Here is a 17,422-nt window from a genome sequence, read left to right on the forward strand (position 1 = left end):
CTATTAGTTTACGCTATTATCGGTATTAGAACTCTCTATTACCGGTATTAGTCTGATGCCTCCGACGGCATGGTTAGGAGAGAGCAAAAAAAAAGAGGTCCCCCGCAGACAGATCGTCTGCGGGGGACCTCTTTTTTTGCTTAAGTGGGTGGGATTACTTCTCCTTCATCTCTGCTCTTGCCTTTTCGCGGAGGAGCTTGTGACGGCGCTGAGTAGGCGTCATGTCGTACTGACGGCGGCAGAATACGGTGAAGTGGCTGGGAGAGGAGAAGCCAAACTCCTTGATGATCTCCGAGAAGGGTACTGCGGCGTCTGCGAGCTGCAGGTCGATGTACTTCGCCTTCTCCTGGAGCATCCAGGTGTAAGGGGGCATATTGAAGGACTCTTGGAACTTCTTCTTGAAGACCCGCACCGGCATCCCTCTCTGATCGGCCAGATCCTGGACCGTCTTGGCGCGGAGGAAGTTTTGGACCACAAACTCCTTGAAGTCGATCTCCTGACGCAGCAGGGGCGCAAGGATCCACGCTACCTGCTCTCTCTCGTAGAAGGCACCGAGGTAGAAGAAGAGCTCCTTGAGCTTCGACTCGTAGATGTTGATGCAATTGAGCTGATGATTGTGCATGTAGAGCATGCTGTCGAGCACCATCTTGATCGACTCGTGGGTGGGAAGGGAGATGAAGACATGTGATGTGGGTGCCTTGTCCTTGAGCTGAGAGATGGCGTAATTGTCGCAGAGCTGTGTGGGCTTGCTGAAGAAGAAGGTGTGCACGGTCGTGTCCTTCCCCTCGCCGTAGATCGTCACGGTGCGCTGCGTACCGAGGAAGAGGAAGAAGTCTCCTCGGCAGGCGTGTCTCTCAGTCTCGTCCCTGTAGGTGTATGATGAGGAGCGTGCCTCCACGAAGACAAACATGAAGTGCTTCTCGCTGTCGATGGTGAGCTCCTCACCCTTCTTCAGGTGATAGCTTCTCAGCGGGCAGCGTAGGGCACATCCATAGTGGTGACAATTGAGATGTCGATCGATGTCGACGATATCCTTTCTATTATTCGTAATCATTGATCCTCCATTACTCTATTTCTCAGTAGTATCAGGTCTTTGTATGCCTGTACCAATAATTTTACAAAGTTAGTTCTTTTCAGCCAAATAAGCAACCAGAATCCACAAGCGATATTGTAATATCTCTTCCATCGGACAAAGAATATTGATGCAAATTCTTGAAGATGTCGCTCCGGACTTCACTTTCTTTTAGGTACCTTTGCTATTAGATATTTAGTCTAATGCTGTCTTTCAATGTAATTATGAATAAGCAATCTACCCTTACCCTCCTCCTCGCAGGAGCACTCCTGACCCTTCTTGCCTGCTCATGCACGGGGAAGAGTAAGGAGGAGCGCCGCCTGCCGTCGCTGAAGATCGGCGCCATGTCGTCAATGGACTACCTGCCCTACGTGGTGGCTGAGAAGATGGGGATCTACGACTCGCTGGGGCTGGAGGTGGAGATCGTCAAGTTTTTCTCCGCCAACGATCGGGATGCCGCCTTCCGTGCCGCCCAGGTGGATGGTACCGTGATCGACTATACCGGCGCAGCGATCCAGCATGCTGCCGGGATGCCTCTCGCGCTCATCACCGCCCACGACGGCTACTTCGAGATGATGGCGACCGGCGGGCTCTCTACCATGGAGGATCTGAGGGGGAAGAAGGTGGGCGTCTCGCGTAATACCGTGATCGACTACTCTACCGACCTGATGCTCCGCGCCGCCGGCATGGAGCCGACGGACGTCGAGAAGCCGGAGGTGAATAAGATCCCTCTTCGGCTCGAGATGATGCTTGGTGGCGAGCTGGAGGGCTCGGTCTTCCCCGACCCCTTCATCACCATTGCGAAGTCTAAGGGCTTCGCCTCCCTCTCCTCCACCAGGGCGCTCGGCATCTCTGTCACCGGTACGATGATGCGACGCGAGGCTCTGGACGAGAAGTCGGAGTCGGTGAAGCTCCTCCTCGAGGGGTACAATCTCGGTGTCGACTACCTGCTCTCTCACCCCCGCTCCGAGTGGCAGTCGATCCTCGTCGAGGATGCCGGCATCCCTGAGGGGCTGGTCGATCAGGTGACCCTTCCGGACTATCGTCATGCGGCGCTCCCCTCAGCCAAGGATATGGAGGAGACGCTCGCCTGGCTCCATGAGCACGACCTCGTCCCGGCGGACTATACCGGCGAGGGACTGGTCGACGGCTCGTATCTCCCGCAGTAACCGAGCTTATGAGTCGGGTGTCGATAGAGCACCTCTCGGTCGCCTATAAGGGGCGACGAGGCGAGACGGTGGCGGTAGAGGATCTCACGCTCACGCTCGAGGATGGGGAGATCCTCGGGCTGACCGGTCCCTCGGGGTGCGGTAAGTCGACGCTCCTCCACGTCCTCTCCGGGATCATCACCGACTATGAGGGGACAGTGCTGATCGATGACCTGCCCCCTGATCCTAAGGTCCACTCCGTGGCGCTGGTTCCGCAGGGCTTTGCCCTCCTCCCCTGGATGACGGTTCGAGAGAATATCCTCCTTCCCCATACGCTAGGAGGAAAGGAGTGTCCCAATGCCACCCACCTGGATGAAGTGCTGGAGACGCTTGAGATCGCCCCCTTCGTCGATCGCTATCCGCGCGAGTTGAGTGGCGGGCAGAGACAGCGGGTCGCTCTGGCGAGGACGATGGTGCAGGACCCGGACCTGCTGCTCCTCGATGAGCCCTTCTCGGCACTCGACATCGGGACCGCAGAGCGGAGTAGGGCGCTCCTGCAGCACTTCCGCCGCAGGCTCGGGCTGACGACGATCCTCGTGAGTCACAATGTGGAGGAGATCGCCGGACTGGCGAAGCGGGTGATCGTCATGGGTGGCACGCCGGGGCGTATCCTCTCTGAGACGAGAGGCGCATCGGCGGAGCGCCTCGCAGAGGAGATCAAGTCATGAGACCGGATAGCATCACTTACCGCTTCCTCGTCGGCACGCTGCTGATCAATCTGATCTGGTACGTAGCCTATCTCCTCATCGGGGAGGGGGCCTTGATCTCGCCACTGGTGGTCTACCGTCATCTGCCGGCGCTCCTGGCGGGGAAGATGGGACCGCACCTCCTGGCGAGTCTCTATCGGATCCTCCTCGGCATCCCCATTGCGCTACTCCTCGGTCTGGTCATCGCCTGGCTGATCTACAGCTATCGCCCCTTCGGTCGGGCGATGAATGCCCTCACCTACCTCGCCTATCCGATCCCGAAGCTCGCTCTCCTGCCGATCGTTATGCTTATAGCCGGGCTGGGCGATGGGGGAAAGGTGGCGATGATCGTCCTGATCCTGATTTTCCAGGTGATCGTCAATGTCCGCGACAGCCTCACGAATATCCCCCGGGAGAGCTTCCACATAGCTCGCTCTCTCGGTGCCGATCGCTGGCGTATCCTGCGGTACATCCTCCTGCCGGCAGCGCTGCCGGATATCCTCTCTACGCTCCGCGTCGCCATCGGGACGGCGATCTCTGTCCTCTTCGTCACGGAGACCTACGGCACCGACCGCGGCATGGGGTACTTCATCACCGATGCCTGGATGCGCTTTGACTACATCGATATGTACGGCGGGATCGTCGTCCTGAGCATCACCGGATTTATCTTGTTTATTCTTACAGATATTGCTGAGGAGCACTTCTGTCGATGGCGCTCAGCAGGTCACTAATTCACTTCTTTATCTTATGAAAAAAGCACTACTATCGCTTCTCCTCCTCTTCGTCCTGATGCCCGGTCTATCGGCACAGGGGCACCATCACTTCGATAGGGGAAAGCGCATCGAGATCCACGGGTACGGTCAGGTCTACTACGATGCGCTACTTGGGCCGGGGAAGAATTCCTTTGGCGTCAATAAGTCAGAGCTTATGGGGACCATGCGCATTACCGACCGGTGGAGCGCGGCTGTCCTCTTTCAGCTCAATAGCCCCGCGATCCTCAAGGAGCTAAATATGTCCTACCGCTTCGCTCCGGAGCTGAGCCTCCGTGTGGGGCAGATGAAGACGCCCTTCGGTCTGGAGAATCAGGTGGCGCCTTTCCTCAATCCGCTGAGCCTCGGCGGAACCATGCCGACGGTCTACTTCGCCGGCGTGGGGATGGATCCGCTCTACTCGGGTACCTCCGGGAGGGATATTGGTCTCGAGATGTCGGGTGACCTCTGGGGCAGGGTGCTCTCCTACAAGCTGGCGGTGATGAATGGTCAGGGGATGAATGCCCTTGACCTCGGCACCAGCAAGATGTACGGCGGTGCCCTCTACATTCGCCCCATACCCTTGCTGACGCTCCACGCCTCCTACCTCGGTGGTGAGCTCCACGCGATGGGGGCCGGCAAGGGGGTCGAGGCGGGTGCGCCCTATGTCCGTCACCGCGTCAGCGGCGCCGTGCAGCTGGCCACCAAGCCGGTCTCCCTGACGGGTGAGTATATGTATGGCAAGGATGCCGGGGTCGTGGGACAGGGGGCTTACCTCACCGCTGTGGCACATATGACCAAGCGGTACGACTTCGTCGCCTCCGTGGACTACCTCAAGACCGGCATGGGTCCCGGCAGTCTCCTCACCAGTACGCTCGGTGTGCAGCACTGGTTTGGCAAGCTCTCCCGCTGGCAGCTGGAGTATCGTCTCGTCGCACCGCAGGGTGAGGGACACGGCCCGATGGACCACCACATCCGGATGCAGTTCCAGTTCGGCTTCTGACGGTTAAGTTTTTCTGGCTAACTTTGGTCTGTATATAAAAACCGTTAGCCATGAATAGACTTACACCTCTTACTCTTCTACTCGCTCTGACCCTCTTCGCCACCTCATGCGGCGGGGGGCGGAGCGAGTCGCTTTTTCCCTCCGATGTGATGGCTCGTGCTGAGAAAGCCCTCGAGACGAAGATCGACACCCTCGGCATAGTCTCTCCGACCGACTCCCTCCGCTTCGTCGACGTGACCGCCGAGGAGCGGGATGCGATGACCTACCTCTACGCCTATATGAGTCTGCCGGACCTGATGGATCACAGCATTGCCTATCATCTGGATAATGTCCGGGTGACGCTGAGGGCGAGGGAGGAGATGCCGTGGGTGAAGGAGGTCCCGGGCGCTCTCTTCCGCGCCTTTGTCCTCCCTAAGCGGGTGAATAACGAGGTGCTGGATGACTTCCGGACTACCTATTACGACGAATTGTCCGCCCTCGTCGATACCATGACGATGGAGCAGGCGGTCCTGGCGCTCAATCGTTGGGCCCATAAGCACATCACCTATCAGCCCTCGGACGGTCGCACCTCCAGCCCGATTGCCACGCTGCGGAATGCCCTCGGCCGCTGTGGTGAGCAGAGTACCTTCGTCGTCGCGGTGCTCCGGACCGTCGGCATACCGGCGCGGCAGGTCTACACACCCCGCTGGGCGCATACGGACGACAACCACGCCTGGGTCGAGGCGTGGGTAGATGGGAAGTGGCACTACCTCGGGGCGAGCGAACCAGCCCCCGTGCTGGACAATGCTTGGTTTGACGCCCCGGTGATGCGGGCGATGATGCTCCATACCACTGCCTTTGGTGACTACGATGGCGACGAGGAGGTGCTGAGCAAAAACGATTGCTTCACCGAGCTCAATGTGACGCCCAATTACATCCGCACCGCACCGATGACCGTCCGCGTCCTGGACGAGGCTGGTAAGCCGGTCGATGGCGCCACCGTCACCTACCGCATCTACAACTACGCCGAGCTCTACCCCCTTGTCACCCGCACAACCGATGCTCGAGGAGAAGCGGTGACTAACCTCGGTCTCGGGGATGTGGTGATCTTTGCCTCCAAGGGCAAGGACCGAGTCGCGATGGAGAAGATGACCAATAAGGAGGGCGGCAGCACCCTCGAGCTGACCCTCCGCCCGCTCGACACCATACCGGCGGAGCAACACCTTCGGCTCACCCCGCCGGTTGAGCAGACCCCGGAGGTTAGGTACACCGAAGCTCAGGCGGCAGAGAATGCTCGTCTACTCGCCGATGAGGATGCCGTCCGTGAGTCGTATACCGCCACCTTCCCCACAGCAGAGCAGGCTGCCTCACTGGCCGACGAGCTGGGCGCAATGGGCGAGGACCGCACCTTGCTCCTTGACCTCTTCCCCAAGAGCCGCGGATACCACGCTACGATAGAGCACTTCCTCCGCCACTCGGCTGAGAGCGGACGGCTGCACCACGCCCTTCTCCTTCTCTCTTCTCTCACCGAGAAGGACCTCCACGATGTATCCATTACCGCCCTCGAGCAGGTGCTCGACCGAGATCTCACCGACGCTGACTGGCAGGAGCCGATGATCTACTGCCCGAGGGCCATGGACCGTGAGCCGATCGCGCCACAGCAGCCGGAGCTGGATCTGATCTGCGAGCAGATCCTTGGCAACGAGGAGCTCAGCCGAGAGGAGCGAGTGACCCGGATCCTCGATCGTATGGGTCAGCTCTCGTACGACAAGCAGTACAATCCGCTCAACCTCCCCATGACGCCCGCCTCCACCTGGATCCTCCAGCGCGGTAACCAGCGCTCCCTCACCATCCTGCTGATCCGACTGCTCCGCACGGCCGGAGTACCGACCTGGTATGACTTCGGCAACAGCGTTGTCCGCTACCGCGACGATGAGGGTAGGGAGCAGGTGATCCCTTATCTAAAGGAGGAGAAGGAGGCTGCTGCGGACTGCCCCCTACAGCTCACCTACGAGCAGGGGTCAAATACCGTCCGCACGCCCCACTACACGTCTCACTTCACCGTCGGCTACTTCGATCCTGCCGATGGACAGATGAGGACCTACTACTTCGACGACATGGTTCCCTACACCGATCTGCAGGGCAAGTCGCTCCTCTACCCGGACAACTTCCTCCTCACCGGCAGCAGGCTTGCCGACGGCACCGTCCTCGCCTCCATCCGGAGGATGAGTTGCGGGAAGCCTATGGCGATCGACTTCGACAGGGAGGAGGGTGCCCTGGCGGTGATCGGAAACTTCGATTCCGAGTCCCTCTACGAGGATCTCTCGGGCGAGGAGCGCTCACTCCTCAGCACCACGGGACGGGGCTACTACCTCCTCGTGCTGGCCCGCGATGCCCACGAGCCGTCCGATCATATCCTCCGCGACCTAGGCGCCATCGCTGACGGGTCCGGCAAGCTACCCATCCCGACCGTTGTCCTCACACCGCAGGCGCCCTCTGAGGCGCTCCATAGCCTCCTCCCTGGAGCCTCTTGGGGTGTCGACACACAGGGACTGGATATAGCGCTTGCAGAGGGTCTGGAGCGCTCCCTGCCGCTTGACTATCCGGTGGTGATCGTTGCCGACACCTTCAATCGCGTTGTCTACTTCCACCAGGGTTACACCATCGGTATCGGTGGACAGATCGCCGATGTCCTCTCACGACTATGAATAAATTCTCTTTCCTCTCCCTCCCCCTTCTCGCCCTTCTCCTCTCTGCCTGTGCGCAGCAAGTGGAGCTGACCGAGGAGACCGAGGAGCGTATCTACCCTGACTTCGTTGCCTCCGCGCCACGCCTGCGTGTCCTCGATGACCGCTGGGAGGCGGGCGACCAGATCGGGATCTTCTCCTCCCGGGAGACCGATGTCCCCTATGTCACGACGCATGGGGACGGCGCCTTTGCCCCCCGGAGTGATCGGCGCATCTCCATGGCTCCGGAGGGTGAGACCTTCCACGCCTACTACCCCTACAGCTACGGCGGCGGGGGATCTGTCTCCTTCGACTTGCGAGACCAGTGCGCTCTGCTCTATGGGGAGGGAAAAGGAATCAAAGGGGAGACTCAGGTGGAGCTCTCCTTCTCTCACCGGCTCTCCCAGATCCGTGTCCGACTCGTCTCTGAGATCGAGGGACTGGACCTCTCCGATGCGACTGTGGAGCTGCTGGGCTACCGCTCCGGAGGGCTGATGGATAAGCGGAGCGGCACCATTACGGCGGGCGAAGCAGTGGAACCTCTCTCTGCGGTGCGCTATGGAGACACGTTTGTCTCCTACATCCTGCCTGGCGAGACGCTTGGTGACCCATCGCACAAGATCCAGATCGGCGTGGGGAGCAAGACGGTCACGCTCGATGAGCCGGCCTTTGAGCAGGTCGCTAGGTCGGAGAGCGGCATCTACTACTCCCTGATCCTGCACCTTAAGCAGTCTACTCCGGAAGTCTCCTCCGGGGGCTTCTCTGCCTCCATCCGCTCCTTCGTCGAGGGCGGTCGGATCGAGGGGGACATCTACCTGGACGACCCTACGGTCGGAGTCGGTGAGCGAACCATCCTGGAGGAGCACTTCGATACGTCGCTTGGTCAGATGAGCAGCCATACCGTCATCGGCACAGGGGTCGACTTCCGTGCGGATGAGGGCTGTGCGACGGTGTCGAGTGAGGGCATGGGGATCACCAAGATCCTACTCCTCTCCCCTTCGCTCGACTTCACCAGCGTCTCTGATGCCCGGCTCTCCTTCGCTCACAGCATCATCGGCGGAAAGAGGATGCAGGAGCAGCAGACGCTCTTTGTGACCACGGAGGACTTCCCGCTCGATGATCCTGAGGCGGCTCGGTGGCAGCAGGTGACCATCCCCAATTACCCCTCGGCGAAGTCGGAGGACTTTGTCCCCAATTCGATCTCCCTCCCGGACTTCGTCTACGGGCAGGCCAATGTCCACTTCGCCTTTGTCTACACCAGCAAGGGCTACGAGAGCGTGAGGTGGCGCATCGACGACCTGCTCCTCCGGGTGACCGACAGCGGATCGGTCGATGATACGCCCGATCCGGGGAGGGACCCGGGGGATGCGAAGTGGCTCTTCGATGGCGCTGACTGCGAGAGTGAGACAGACTTCAGGGCCGCACTTGGCAAGCAGGGATTGCGAAGTTATGCGGTCATCTCGCGAGACCACGCCTACCCGGATCGCGGTCAGGTGCTCTCGGTGGTCAAGAGGCTTAATGGGAATGAGTACCTCCTCTCCTTCAAGGGCGCGATCCCCTCTGGCACGGAGACGATCTCCTTCCTCCTCAAGGGCGTCAGCTCCGCCCGCTCTATGTCGGTCAATGTCTACTCCGATCAGGTGGGGGCAAATGGTCAGCAGAGCTACGTCTGCTACAATCTCGGCGAGGTCGGCTCACGTGATGTCGTCCTGCAGCCAGAACCGCGGAATCTCTACAAAGGCACCATCAACACCCGTGGTCAGTGGATCAAGGTCTCCCTGGATGTCCGATCGGTAGGGCTCAGCTCTCAGCGCGGTGGCGAGTCGCTGGCGATCAAGCTCGGCGGCGCATCCGACATCGACCTGATGCTGGATGACTTCTGTTTCCGGTAACTCTGCAGACTCTCTGTCGGGAGGGCTGTGTCAGTGGTAGCAACATTCTCACTCCGATGTCTTACCCTCAAATAGCTTGAGGTGGGGCAGGAATGAATGCAAATATATCACCATCCCTCCCGCGACTGTCTCTCGCAGTCCTCCCCTGTCTCTTCTCTGCATGTACGGTAGACTTCCCTACACTTCCCGATCCGCTTATCCTGAAATAGGTTGACATCTATGGAGTGATGGAAGGGTAGGGGTGACGTATTTGAGTGGTACAGAAGCCACTCCACTCATCGTGAAGGTTGGGAACGAAGCACCCCTTGACGTTGCTGAGGAACAGTCAATACTTATTCTTGGACCTTGACTATGCTGTTGTCCTTGTCGTAGTTATTCAGGCTGCGGTTGATGCGCTGTCCTTTCTTGCCGAAGGAGACGTTCCATACAAGCCCCAGCGTCAGCATGTTGCCGTTGTCGGGGATGACGATGGACTGAGTGCCGGGTGCCACTCTTGAGTAATTTCTTGTGCGGTATACATCACCATTGGGGATGCCGACATAGAGCATTTGGGCGTAGAGGGTAAGGGTTTCCTTATTCCAGATAAAGGTTAGACCGGAGTTGGGTCCCGGTCGGGTGATCGTCTGATTGCGCAGCGATGCGGGCACGTCTGTGTAGTAACCTGCGATAGTGAAGTCTCTGTAGGTGAACATCAAGGACAGATCCCAGTAAAAGTCGTGTAGCTCGAGTGGATTCCCGCCGACATCACTTCGGAAATAGTTGTATCCGGCATTTCCCACAATGGTCATAAAGCCGAGTAACCGACTCCAAGTCATGCTCAGCTTCGCTCCGGTCTTAGTATTGAAATGTCCGTTCTCCGGTCGCATAATGAAGGCATCCCGGCTTGCGTCGTAGAGGATACTGGAGTAAATGGGGTTGAAAGTATGGTTGTAGATTAGGTCGATGTATCCGTCTAACTTGTTCTTTCGGTAGCTTGCAGTCAGCCGGTTATTCAGCTCCGTGCCCGGCTTGAGGTCGGGATTACCGGCGTAGATGATCAGGTCATCGTAGCGCTGTGAGACGGGGGAGAGCTGCGAGAGTGCCGGCAGGTAGGGGGTAAGGTGGCTATTGAATGAGAAGTTCCAGTTATTGGTAGGTGAATAGAAGAGAGCCAGGCTGCTCTGGTTCTTTACGAACGTCCTGTGGTCGGCTTGGTCTGCAGTGTAGAGGACCTTGAGCCCTGTGCCGAGACTGTACTGCGTAGCCTTTGAGAGACGCCCCGATATTTGCCCGTAGAGGTACGTGTTGTTGCGGTCGAGTAGGTCGGTGTAGTCATCTGTGAGGTAGGTGTTAGATGCGCGTCCGTAGCTTTCTTGGAGTCCGAGGAGCAGATAAATCGCTGGGTGGATCAGTCTCTGATAGCTTACTTCTCCGACTAAGGAGTAGTATCGGTTTCTGACGGGGTTAGATACCGAGCTGGTTATGGTATCTTCCACCTTGTCAGTGAGATCGCGGTTGTTTTCGCCCGTCGTAAGGCTCCCGACAAGGTTTGTTTCCAAGATACCGCCGTCCCTGAAGCTGTGCTTGTAGTAAGCGTCCAAGGCCGGTACATAGCCCTTGTACCGACTCAGGCTGCGTCTGGTGTATGGTATCTTACCGGTCTCAGTCATCTCAGACCGAATGTCGTAGCTCTGTCTGCCAAAACCATTGCGCCAGGTCAGACTAAAAATGTTGCTCTTGTCCAGGATGTAGGAATAGGTAAGGTTTAGGCTCTGGTTGAGCATAAACATCGGACTCTTTTCCTGCCCGTTTTCCTCCCTCTTTATTTGTTGCTTTGGCTTGATAAAAGACTGGGAGGCATCTTGGCGCCATCTGGGATAGTCGCGATAGCTTCCTGTGTAATCGAGGGTGAGATCCGACTTGCCCCGGTGGTAATTGGCGCTAATGCCGGCTTCTGCTAATCCTGTCCAGAGTGCACTCTTGAGGCTTGTCCGCACCGTGCCGCCGTCGGTACGCTCTCTTAGGATGACATTGATGTACCCACCTTGATCTTTGTCGAGGAGTCGGATGGAGGGAAGGTCGGAGTACTCGAGGCGTAGGATCTTCTTCGGATCGAGCTGAAGCACGTCACTCATCGTCTTGGGAACCCCGTTGATCATCCAGTAGATCTCTTTTCCGCGGATCTTTGCCGTTTTATGAGCCATATCCACCGTAAGCCCGGACAGGGAGAGATTAAAGAGGAGTGTAAGTGCATCCGGGCTTGCCTTGACGAGATTGGTCTTGGGGAAAATGATCTCGCGGTCGATCTGCTTTAGGTTGCCTTGGACGACCACTTCAGTGAGCGTCTTGTCGTCGTTTCTTAAGTAGATCTGTCCAAGGTCTATTTTCGCCTGTCTGGCGCCTTTGATGCCGATGGTTGTGGGTGCAAGTCCTACATAAGTGATGTGGAGGTCGGACACTCTCTGGCTCTCGGCTTGGATGACGAACGTGCCATCGTCCTTGGTGGCAAGTCCGGTAATCGTTTCTCCCTTAGTGTCTCTCAGACGAACAGATGCCCCAGGCACTGCCGTCGAGTCGCTCGCCATCAGCACTGTCCCCGTCACGGTCAGCTCTTGAGCGGTAATTGCTGTTCCCGTGATGAGGAATAAGCTTCCGATTAGTACAATTGTCCGTAAGTTCATAGCTTGCCTTTGATTCGTACTGTCTCACGTGTCATCCGCGTATAGCATTATACAGCAGCATATATTTCTTTTTCAGCTCCTCAATATCCAACTCACTCCCTATCATGAATTGGATAAACGAATCACCATAGTATAGCGATCGGAACATAGTGACTGCCAAGAGTGGGTCAATGCCCTGGCTCAGCTCTCCCACAGAGAGCCCCTTGTTGCAATACTCTACCCACAGTTTTGTTATCTCATGGTCTAGGGCGCCGCACTTGTTGCTAAACCCTTCGTAGTGAAACTTGGCAGAGGAGAGTAAGTTTATGTATTCCGAGGAGTTCGCACCTTTGAGGGTACTCCTTACAGAGTTCATTCGCTCTTTCGTGAGGTTTAGTTCGTTTGTTATGAAGCCAAGGAATGGCTTCTCGCTTGATACAGACACCTCTCTCTGGAGGGAGTTGGATAGCAGCTCAAAGACGAACTTGTCGATGACCGCTCTGTAGAGTCCTTCCTTGTTCTTCACCTTATAGTAGATAGCTCCTCTGGACAATCCTATTATTTCTTCAAGATCAGAGGTGGTGACATCCGCATACTCCTTTGTCAAGAAGAGGTTGAATGCTCCCACGAGTATCTGATTCCTACGTTCTTCGCTCTTGCTCATCTGCTTTAGTACTACCGTAATAATGTCTTTCTGGGTGCCAAGGTAGACATATAAAACCAAACTGTCAAACCACACTTGTTGAGGTGGTAATGAATAATAGAACGGGACGCGAGGGACGGTGTCCAATGCCCGATGGATAGGGCGTCGATCTAATACTGGTATTAGTGAAGTCTATTACCGGTATTACTCATCACTAATATCGGTATTAGAGATTTCCCCGAGGAGTGGACTGCTTTGGTAGGGGTGATCAGAAGCAGCGCCGTAGATCGTATTTGATTAACTTCTAGAAGTCTGCAACTGAGTTGCGAGCGATAGTACCTACCTTTGCGGGTGAGGAGGGGAGGCGACTCAGTACATAGTAGATAAGTTTAATGAAGCGATTATTTTTCTTGGTATCCCTACTGATGATGATAGGGGTTTGGGGAGTTTCAGCACAGGAGCTCCGTGGGGTAGTGTATGACGAGGCAGGGGAACCGCTCCCCTACGCGACCGTCAAGGTGAAGAGCATCGACGGCAGCAAGGTGCTCACAGGAGGTGTAACCCGTGACGATGGCTCCTTTACTCTACAGACTGGGCAGCAGCAGTTACCCCTATTACTCGAGGCAAGCTTGATCGGATTCACCACCAAGGAGGTGAGGTGCGAGAGCTTCTCCGATTACAAGATCGTACTAAAGGAGAGTGCCTTAGTGCTAGATGAGGTCTCCGTCACCGCTAATCGTATCACACACCGGATGGTCGCCGGTGGCATCAGCACCTCCATAGAGGCCTCTCCGCTCGCAAATCTATCGGACGTCTATAGTGTGCTCAGAGGCGTGCCACTGGTCGAGATCGAGGGGACCGAAGTACGGGTAGCTGGCAAGGGGACCCCCATCATATACATCAATGACCGACTGATGACCGACCCCAATCAGCTGCGCAACCTCAAGCCCTACCTCATCCGAGACATAGAGGTACTCACCAATCCCGGTGCCAGGTATAGCTCCTCCGCCGAGTCGGTGATCAAGATCTACACCAAGCGCGAGCAGGGCACCGGTCTCAGCGGCGAGGTAAAGCTCGATCTAAATAATCAGATAGGTAGCCCCATGGGTTATCAGCCCTACCTTCGGCTCAATTATCGGCTCAATAACTGGGACTTTTTCACCAGTGTCATGTACAAGGACGAGCAGACCAATCACTCCTTCCCCTCCCTCCGTACTCACGGCAAAACCGATCAAAGCGAGTGGATCAATCAATCCACCACCAAGCACAAGGAGGGTGTACAGACACAGGAGTATACGGTGGGCATCAATTACGAAGACGAGGTGCAGAGCGCAGGCTTCAGATACCGTATTGCCGCCGATAAGGAGGACTCCTGGATGTTCTCCGACCTCACCAGCAACCACCTCAGGCCCACACCCGAGGCGGTGGAGCGCTTCTTTGGCAAGTCACAGACCCTCAAGCCCTGGAATGCCTCGCACCGACCCAATCTCTACTACCTGCGGAGGTTTGGGGACTGGAAGGCACAGATCGACCTCGACTACTTCCAGACCGGTATGAGCCACTCCACTGAGAGGGCAGCAGAGGGACACACGGAGGCGTACGAGCTCTCCGGCGTGGAGAATAGCCATGGGGCGAAGTACCAGTCGGCCGGAGCGCGCTTGGACATCTCCGGACCACTCTGGGGCGGTCGTCTCGAGATGGGTGGGGAGTACTCTAAGGTCCATAACCGCTTTTACAATCATCTCGATGCCAGCCTCAATCTCACCGACCTGGATAGCGAACAGCGGGAGCAGTTTCTAGCTCTCTACTTAGAGTATCAGCGCAAGATAGCCTCCGAGTGGAGCGCCACCGCAGGCTTGCGCATGGAGCACCTCGCGAATAAGTATATAGACAAGGGGGTATTAGATCCCGATAAGAGCCATACCACCACCAATCTATTCCCCACACTGGCAGTCTCAGGTCGCCTCTTGGGTGTGCGCACCGAGCTCTCCTTCAGGAGCCGGATCAATCGACCAAGCTACGTACAGCTACAGCCACAGTACCTATATGTAAGCCGATACGAGTACAAGGTGGGCGACCCCAACCTCAAGGACGCCATCGACTACTCCACTGCTCTCACCCTCAGTAAGAGCTGGCTTACCACCATCCTCAGCCACACCTATAGCCGCGACTGTCTCACCCCGGAGACCGCCCTCTTTACCGACCCCACCACCGGAGTCGTTCGCCCCTATATCACCCTATACAAGACCGTCAACGCCCCTCCACACCATGCTCTCTCGGCGGCGATGGTAGCCAGCCCTACGATCAAGTGGTGGAAGCCCACCTTCACCCTGCGCCTCTCCAAGATGATCGGCTACGACCTCTGGAACTTTGAGGAGCGGATCACCAAGCGTAAGGCGACCCTCGCCCTCAGCGTGGCTAATCAATTCACCCTCCCCAGGGATATCAGCATGGTTTTCAACGTCGGCTACACCCCATTTGGTAACGAAGACAATATGGAGTTCACCGCCCCCATCCTCACCAGCTACGCCGAGATCTCCAAGCAGTGGCTTAAGGAAAAAAATCTCCTCACCACCCTCTCTATCAGCAACCTCTTCAATACCACCCACTCCGTGCGTACCGCCACCAGGTACAGCGTGATGGAGTCCACCGAGCACGTGCCTCCACGTATTGCCTTCACCGTCTCCTACCGCTTCAATAGCTCCAAGGACAAGTACCAAGGCACCGGCGCCCTCGAGTCAGTCATCGACCGCATGACTGCGGACCACGACTAACCGCTGCACAGCCGCTAGGCACCTCACCAGAGGTAACAAGTCGGACGAGTCGGACAGGTCGGCAAATCAATGCCACTGTCCGACTCGTCCGGCTTGTCTGATAATGAGAGGGCGGAGTGTTTTGGATCGTCATCCGACGGCGCAAATCTGCGTATCTTTGCGGATATGAGACTATCCTATGATATCATAGTGGTCGGTGCCGGCCATGCTGGCTGTGAGGCGGCTCACGCGGCGGCCCTGCTCGGCTCCCGTACCCTCCTCATCACCATGGATCTCGACAAGATCGCCCAGATGTCGTGCAACCCCGCCGTGGGAGGCATCGCCAAGGGGCAGATCGTGCGCGAGCTGGATGCCCTCGGCGGTCTGATGGGGATCATTACCGATAGGTCGTCGATGCAATTTCGGATGCTCAATAGGAGCAAGGGACCCGCAATGTGGAGCCCCCGCTCTCAGAGCGATAGGGGGCGATTCTCTCACCTGTGGCGAACTTATCTCGAGCAGACGCCCAATCTCTCCCTCTGGCAGGATGCTGTCGTGCAGCTGCTCCACGAGGGTGGGGCGGTCACCGGCGTCGTCACCGCTATGGGGCTTACGATAAAGGCGAAGTCTGTGATCCTCACCAATGGGACCTTCCTCAATGGCCTGATGCACATCGGCAGCGTGAAGATCCCTGGGGGACGCATCGCCGAGCCGGCCTCGCTCCGCCTCTCGGAGCAGATCACTGGGCTGGGCTTCAGGACCGATCGGATGAAGACCGGCACGCCGATGCGGCTGGATGGTCGGACGATCCACTTTGACCTCTGCCAGCGTCAGGAGGGCGAGGAGGGATGGCACCACTTCTCTTTCCTCCCCGGGGTGTCTCGCTTAGAGACTCCGCAGAGGCCCTGCTTCCTGACGGAGACGACGCCTGCCAGCCATGAGGTGCTGCGGCGTCACCTCGACGAGGCACCGCTCTACAATGGTCAGATACACAGCATAGGACCGCGCTACTGCCCCAGCATAGAGACGAAGATCGTCACCTTTGCCGGGAAGGATCACCACCCGCTCTTCCTCGAGCCGGAGGGCGCCGACACGACGATGTATTACCTTAATGGCTTCAGCAGTTCGCTCCCCATAGAGGTGCAGGAGGAGGCGATCCGGCAGATCCCGGCGCTGCGCGATGCGACGATCATGCGGCCCGGCTATGCGATCGAGTACGACTTCTTTGACCCTACGCAGCTGCACCACACGCTGGAGACGAAGTTGGTCAAGGGGCTCTTCTTTGCAGGTCAGATCAATGGCACGACAGGCTACGAGGAGGCGGCAGGGCAGGGCTTCGTCGCCGGGGTTAATGCCCACTTCGCTGCTCAGTCTCTTGCCAAGTCCTTTACCCTCGCTCGGGATGAGGCCTACATAGGGGTGTTGATCGATGACTTAGTGACGAAGGGGGTGGACGAGCCCTACCGGATGTTTACCAGTCGCTCAGAGTACCGCATCCTCCTAAGGCAGGACAATGCCGACAGACGTCTCACGCCTAAGGGGATAGAGCTGGGGACGGTCGACTTGTGTCGTGAGAGGCGACTGGAGGCGAAGCTGGCGCTGATCGATCGCTTTGAGGAGCTGCTCAGGGACACTTCCGTAGCCGACACGCCAGACCTTGCGGCTTACTTCGCGCGGGTAGGGGAGACGCCGCTGAGGCATCCGCAGAGGCTCCGTGAGGTGATCCTTCGCCCCCGTATCACGCTGGATGGACTGGTCCCCTTTGTCCCACAGCTGGCGAACTTCTTAGAGCAGGGTCAGCTGGCGGAGGAGGTGAAGGAGACCATCGAGGTGGAGGTGAAGTATGCCGGCTACATCGCTCGCGAGCGTCAGGCTGCCGAGAAAGCTCGCCACTTAGAGGACATTCGCATCGCCGGCCACTTTGACTACCTCTCCATACAGTCGCTCTCGACCGAGGCTCGTCAGAAGCTCGACCGGATCCGCCCGGCGACCATCGGTCAGGCCTCCCGCATCCCCGGCATCAGCCCCTCGGATATCAATATCCTCCTGATACTCATGGGACGATAGCCCTT

At 57.5% G+C, this 17,422-nt stretch carries 11 protein-coding genes; 8 read left to right on the forward strand and 3 right to left on the reverse strand.

What is annotated here, in order from left to right; genetic code table 11:
• Nucleotides 1-154 precede the first annotated feature (154 nt).
• Nucleotides 155-1,054, reverse strand: coding sequence for a helix-turn-helix transcriptional regulator (locus B088_RS01085; RefSeq protein ID WP_018106558.1), 900 nt, complete (start codon nucleotides 1,052-1,054; stop codon nucleotides 155-157).
• Between the two features lie 242 nt (nucleotides 1,055-1,296).
• Between B088_RS01085 and B088_RS01090 the strand changes: the two genes are divergently transcribed.
• From B088_RS01090 to B088_RS01115, 6 genes are read left to right on the forward strand one after another with little or no spacing between them, the layout of a single operon-like run.
• On the forward strand, nucleotides 1,297-2,241 hold the full coding sequence (locus B088_RS01090; RefSeq protein WP_018106559.1) for an ABC transporter substrate-binding protein: 945 nt from the start codon (nucleotides 1,297-1,299) through the stop codon (nucleotides 2,239-2,241).
• An 8-nt stretch (nucleotides 2,242-2,249) separates the two neighbouring features.
• Nucleotides 2,250-2,948, forward strand: coding sequence for an ABC transporter ATP-binding protein (locus tag B088_RS01095; protein ID WP_018106560.1), 699 nt, complete (start codon nucleotides 2,250-2,252; stop codon nucleotides 2,946-2,948).
• On the forward strand, nucleotides 2,945-3,697 hold the full coding sequence (locus B088_RS01100) for an ABC transporter permease (protein WP_018106561.1): 753 nt from the start codon (nucleotides 2,945-2,947) through the stop codon (nucleotides 3,695-3,697). The genes B088_RS01095 and B088_RS01100 overlap by 4 nt, the downstream gene beginning before the upstream one ends.
• A gap of 16 nt (nucleotides 3,698-3,713) precedes the next feature.
• Complete coding sequence (locus tag B088_RS01105; protein ID WP_025081516.1) at nucleotides 3,714-4,718, forward strand: porin family protein; 1,005 nt, start codon at nucleotides 3,714-3,716, stop codon at nucleotides 4,716-4,718.
• 50 nt (nucleotides 4,719-4,768) lie between these two features.
• On the forward strand, nucleotides 4,769-7,405 hold the full coding sequence (locus B088_RS01110) for a transglutaminase domain-containing protein (protein ID WP_018106563.1): 2,637 nt from the start codon (nucleotides 4,769-4,771) through the stop codon (nucleotides 7,403-7,405).
• Nucleotides 7,402-9,315, forward strand: coding sequence for a fimbrillin family protein (locus tag B088_RS01115; protein ID WP_018106564.1), 1,914 nt, complete (start codon nucleotides 7,402-7,404; stop codon nucleotides 9,313-9,315). Before B088_RS01110 ends, B088_RS01115 begins: the two co-directional genes overlap by 4 nt.
• Nucleotides 9,316-9,647: 332 nt before the next feature.
• Here B088_RS01115 and B088_RS01120 read toward each other — a convergent pair whose 3' ends face one another.
• Together B088_RS01120 and B088_RS01125 are read right to left on the reverse strand one after the other, a co-directional pair.
• A complete protein-coding gene (locus B088_RS01120; protein ID WP_081605444.1) occupies nucleotides 9,648-11,975 on the reverse strand; it encodes an outer membrane beta-barrel protein in 2,328 nt (775 codons plus the stop codon).
• A 31-nt stretch (nucleotides 11,976-12,006) separates the two neighbouring features.
• A complete protein-coding gene (locus B088_RS01125; RefSeq protein WP_025081519.1) occupies nucleotides 12,007-12,618 on the reverse strand; it encodes a TetR/AcrR family transcriptional regulator in 612 nt (203 codons plus the stop codon).
• A gap of 371 nt (nucleotides 12,619-12,989) precedes the next feature.
• Between B088_RS01125 and B088_RS01130 the strand changes: the two genes are divergently transcribed.
• Together B088_RS01130 and mnmG are read left to right on the forward strand one after the other, a co-directional pair.
• Entirely contained in the window at nucleotides 12,990-15,371 is a 2,382-nt protein-coding gene (locus B088_RS01130) for a TonB-dependent receptor domain-containing protein (RefSeq protein WP_018106567.1), read from the forward strand.
• Nucleotides 15,372-15,536: 165 nt separating this feature from the next.
• The gene (gene mnmG / locus B088_RS01135; RefSeq protein ID WP_025081520.1) at nucleotides 15,537-17,417 is read left to right on the forward strand and encodes a tRNA uridine-5-carboxymethylaminomethyl(34) synthesis enzyme MnmG; all 1,881 of its coding nucleotides are present in this window, start codon (nucleotides 15,537-15,539) and stop codon (nucleotides 17,415-17,417) included.
• Nucleotides 17,418-17,422 lie beyond the last annotated feature (5 nt).

The organism is Porphyromonas bennonis DSM 23058 = JCM 16335, assembly GCF_000375645.1.
GTDB classification, from domain to species: Bacteria; Bacteroidota; Bacteroidia; order Bacteroidales; family Porphyromonadaceae; genus Porphyromonas_A; species Porphyromonas_A bennonis.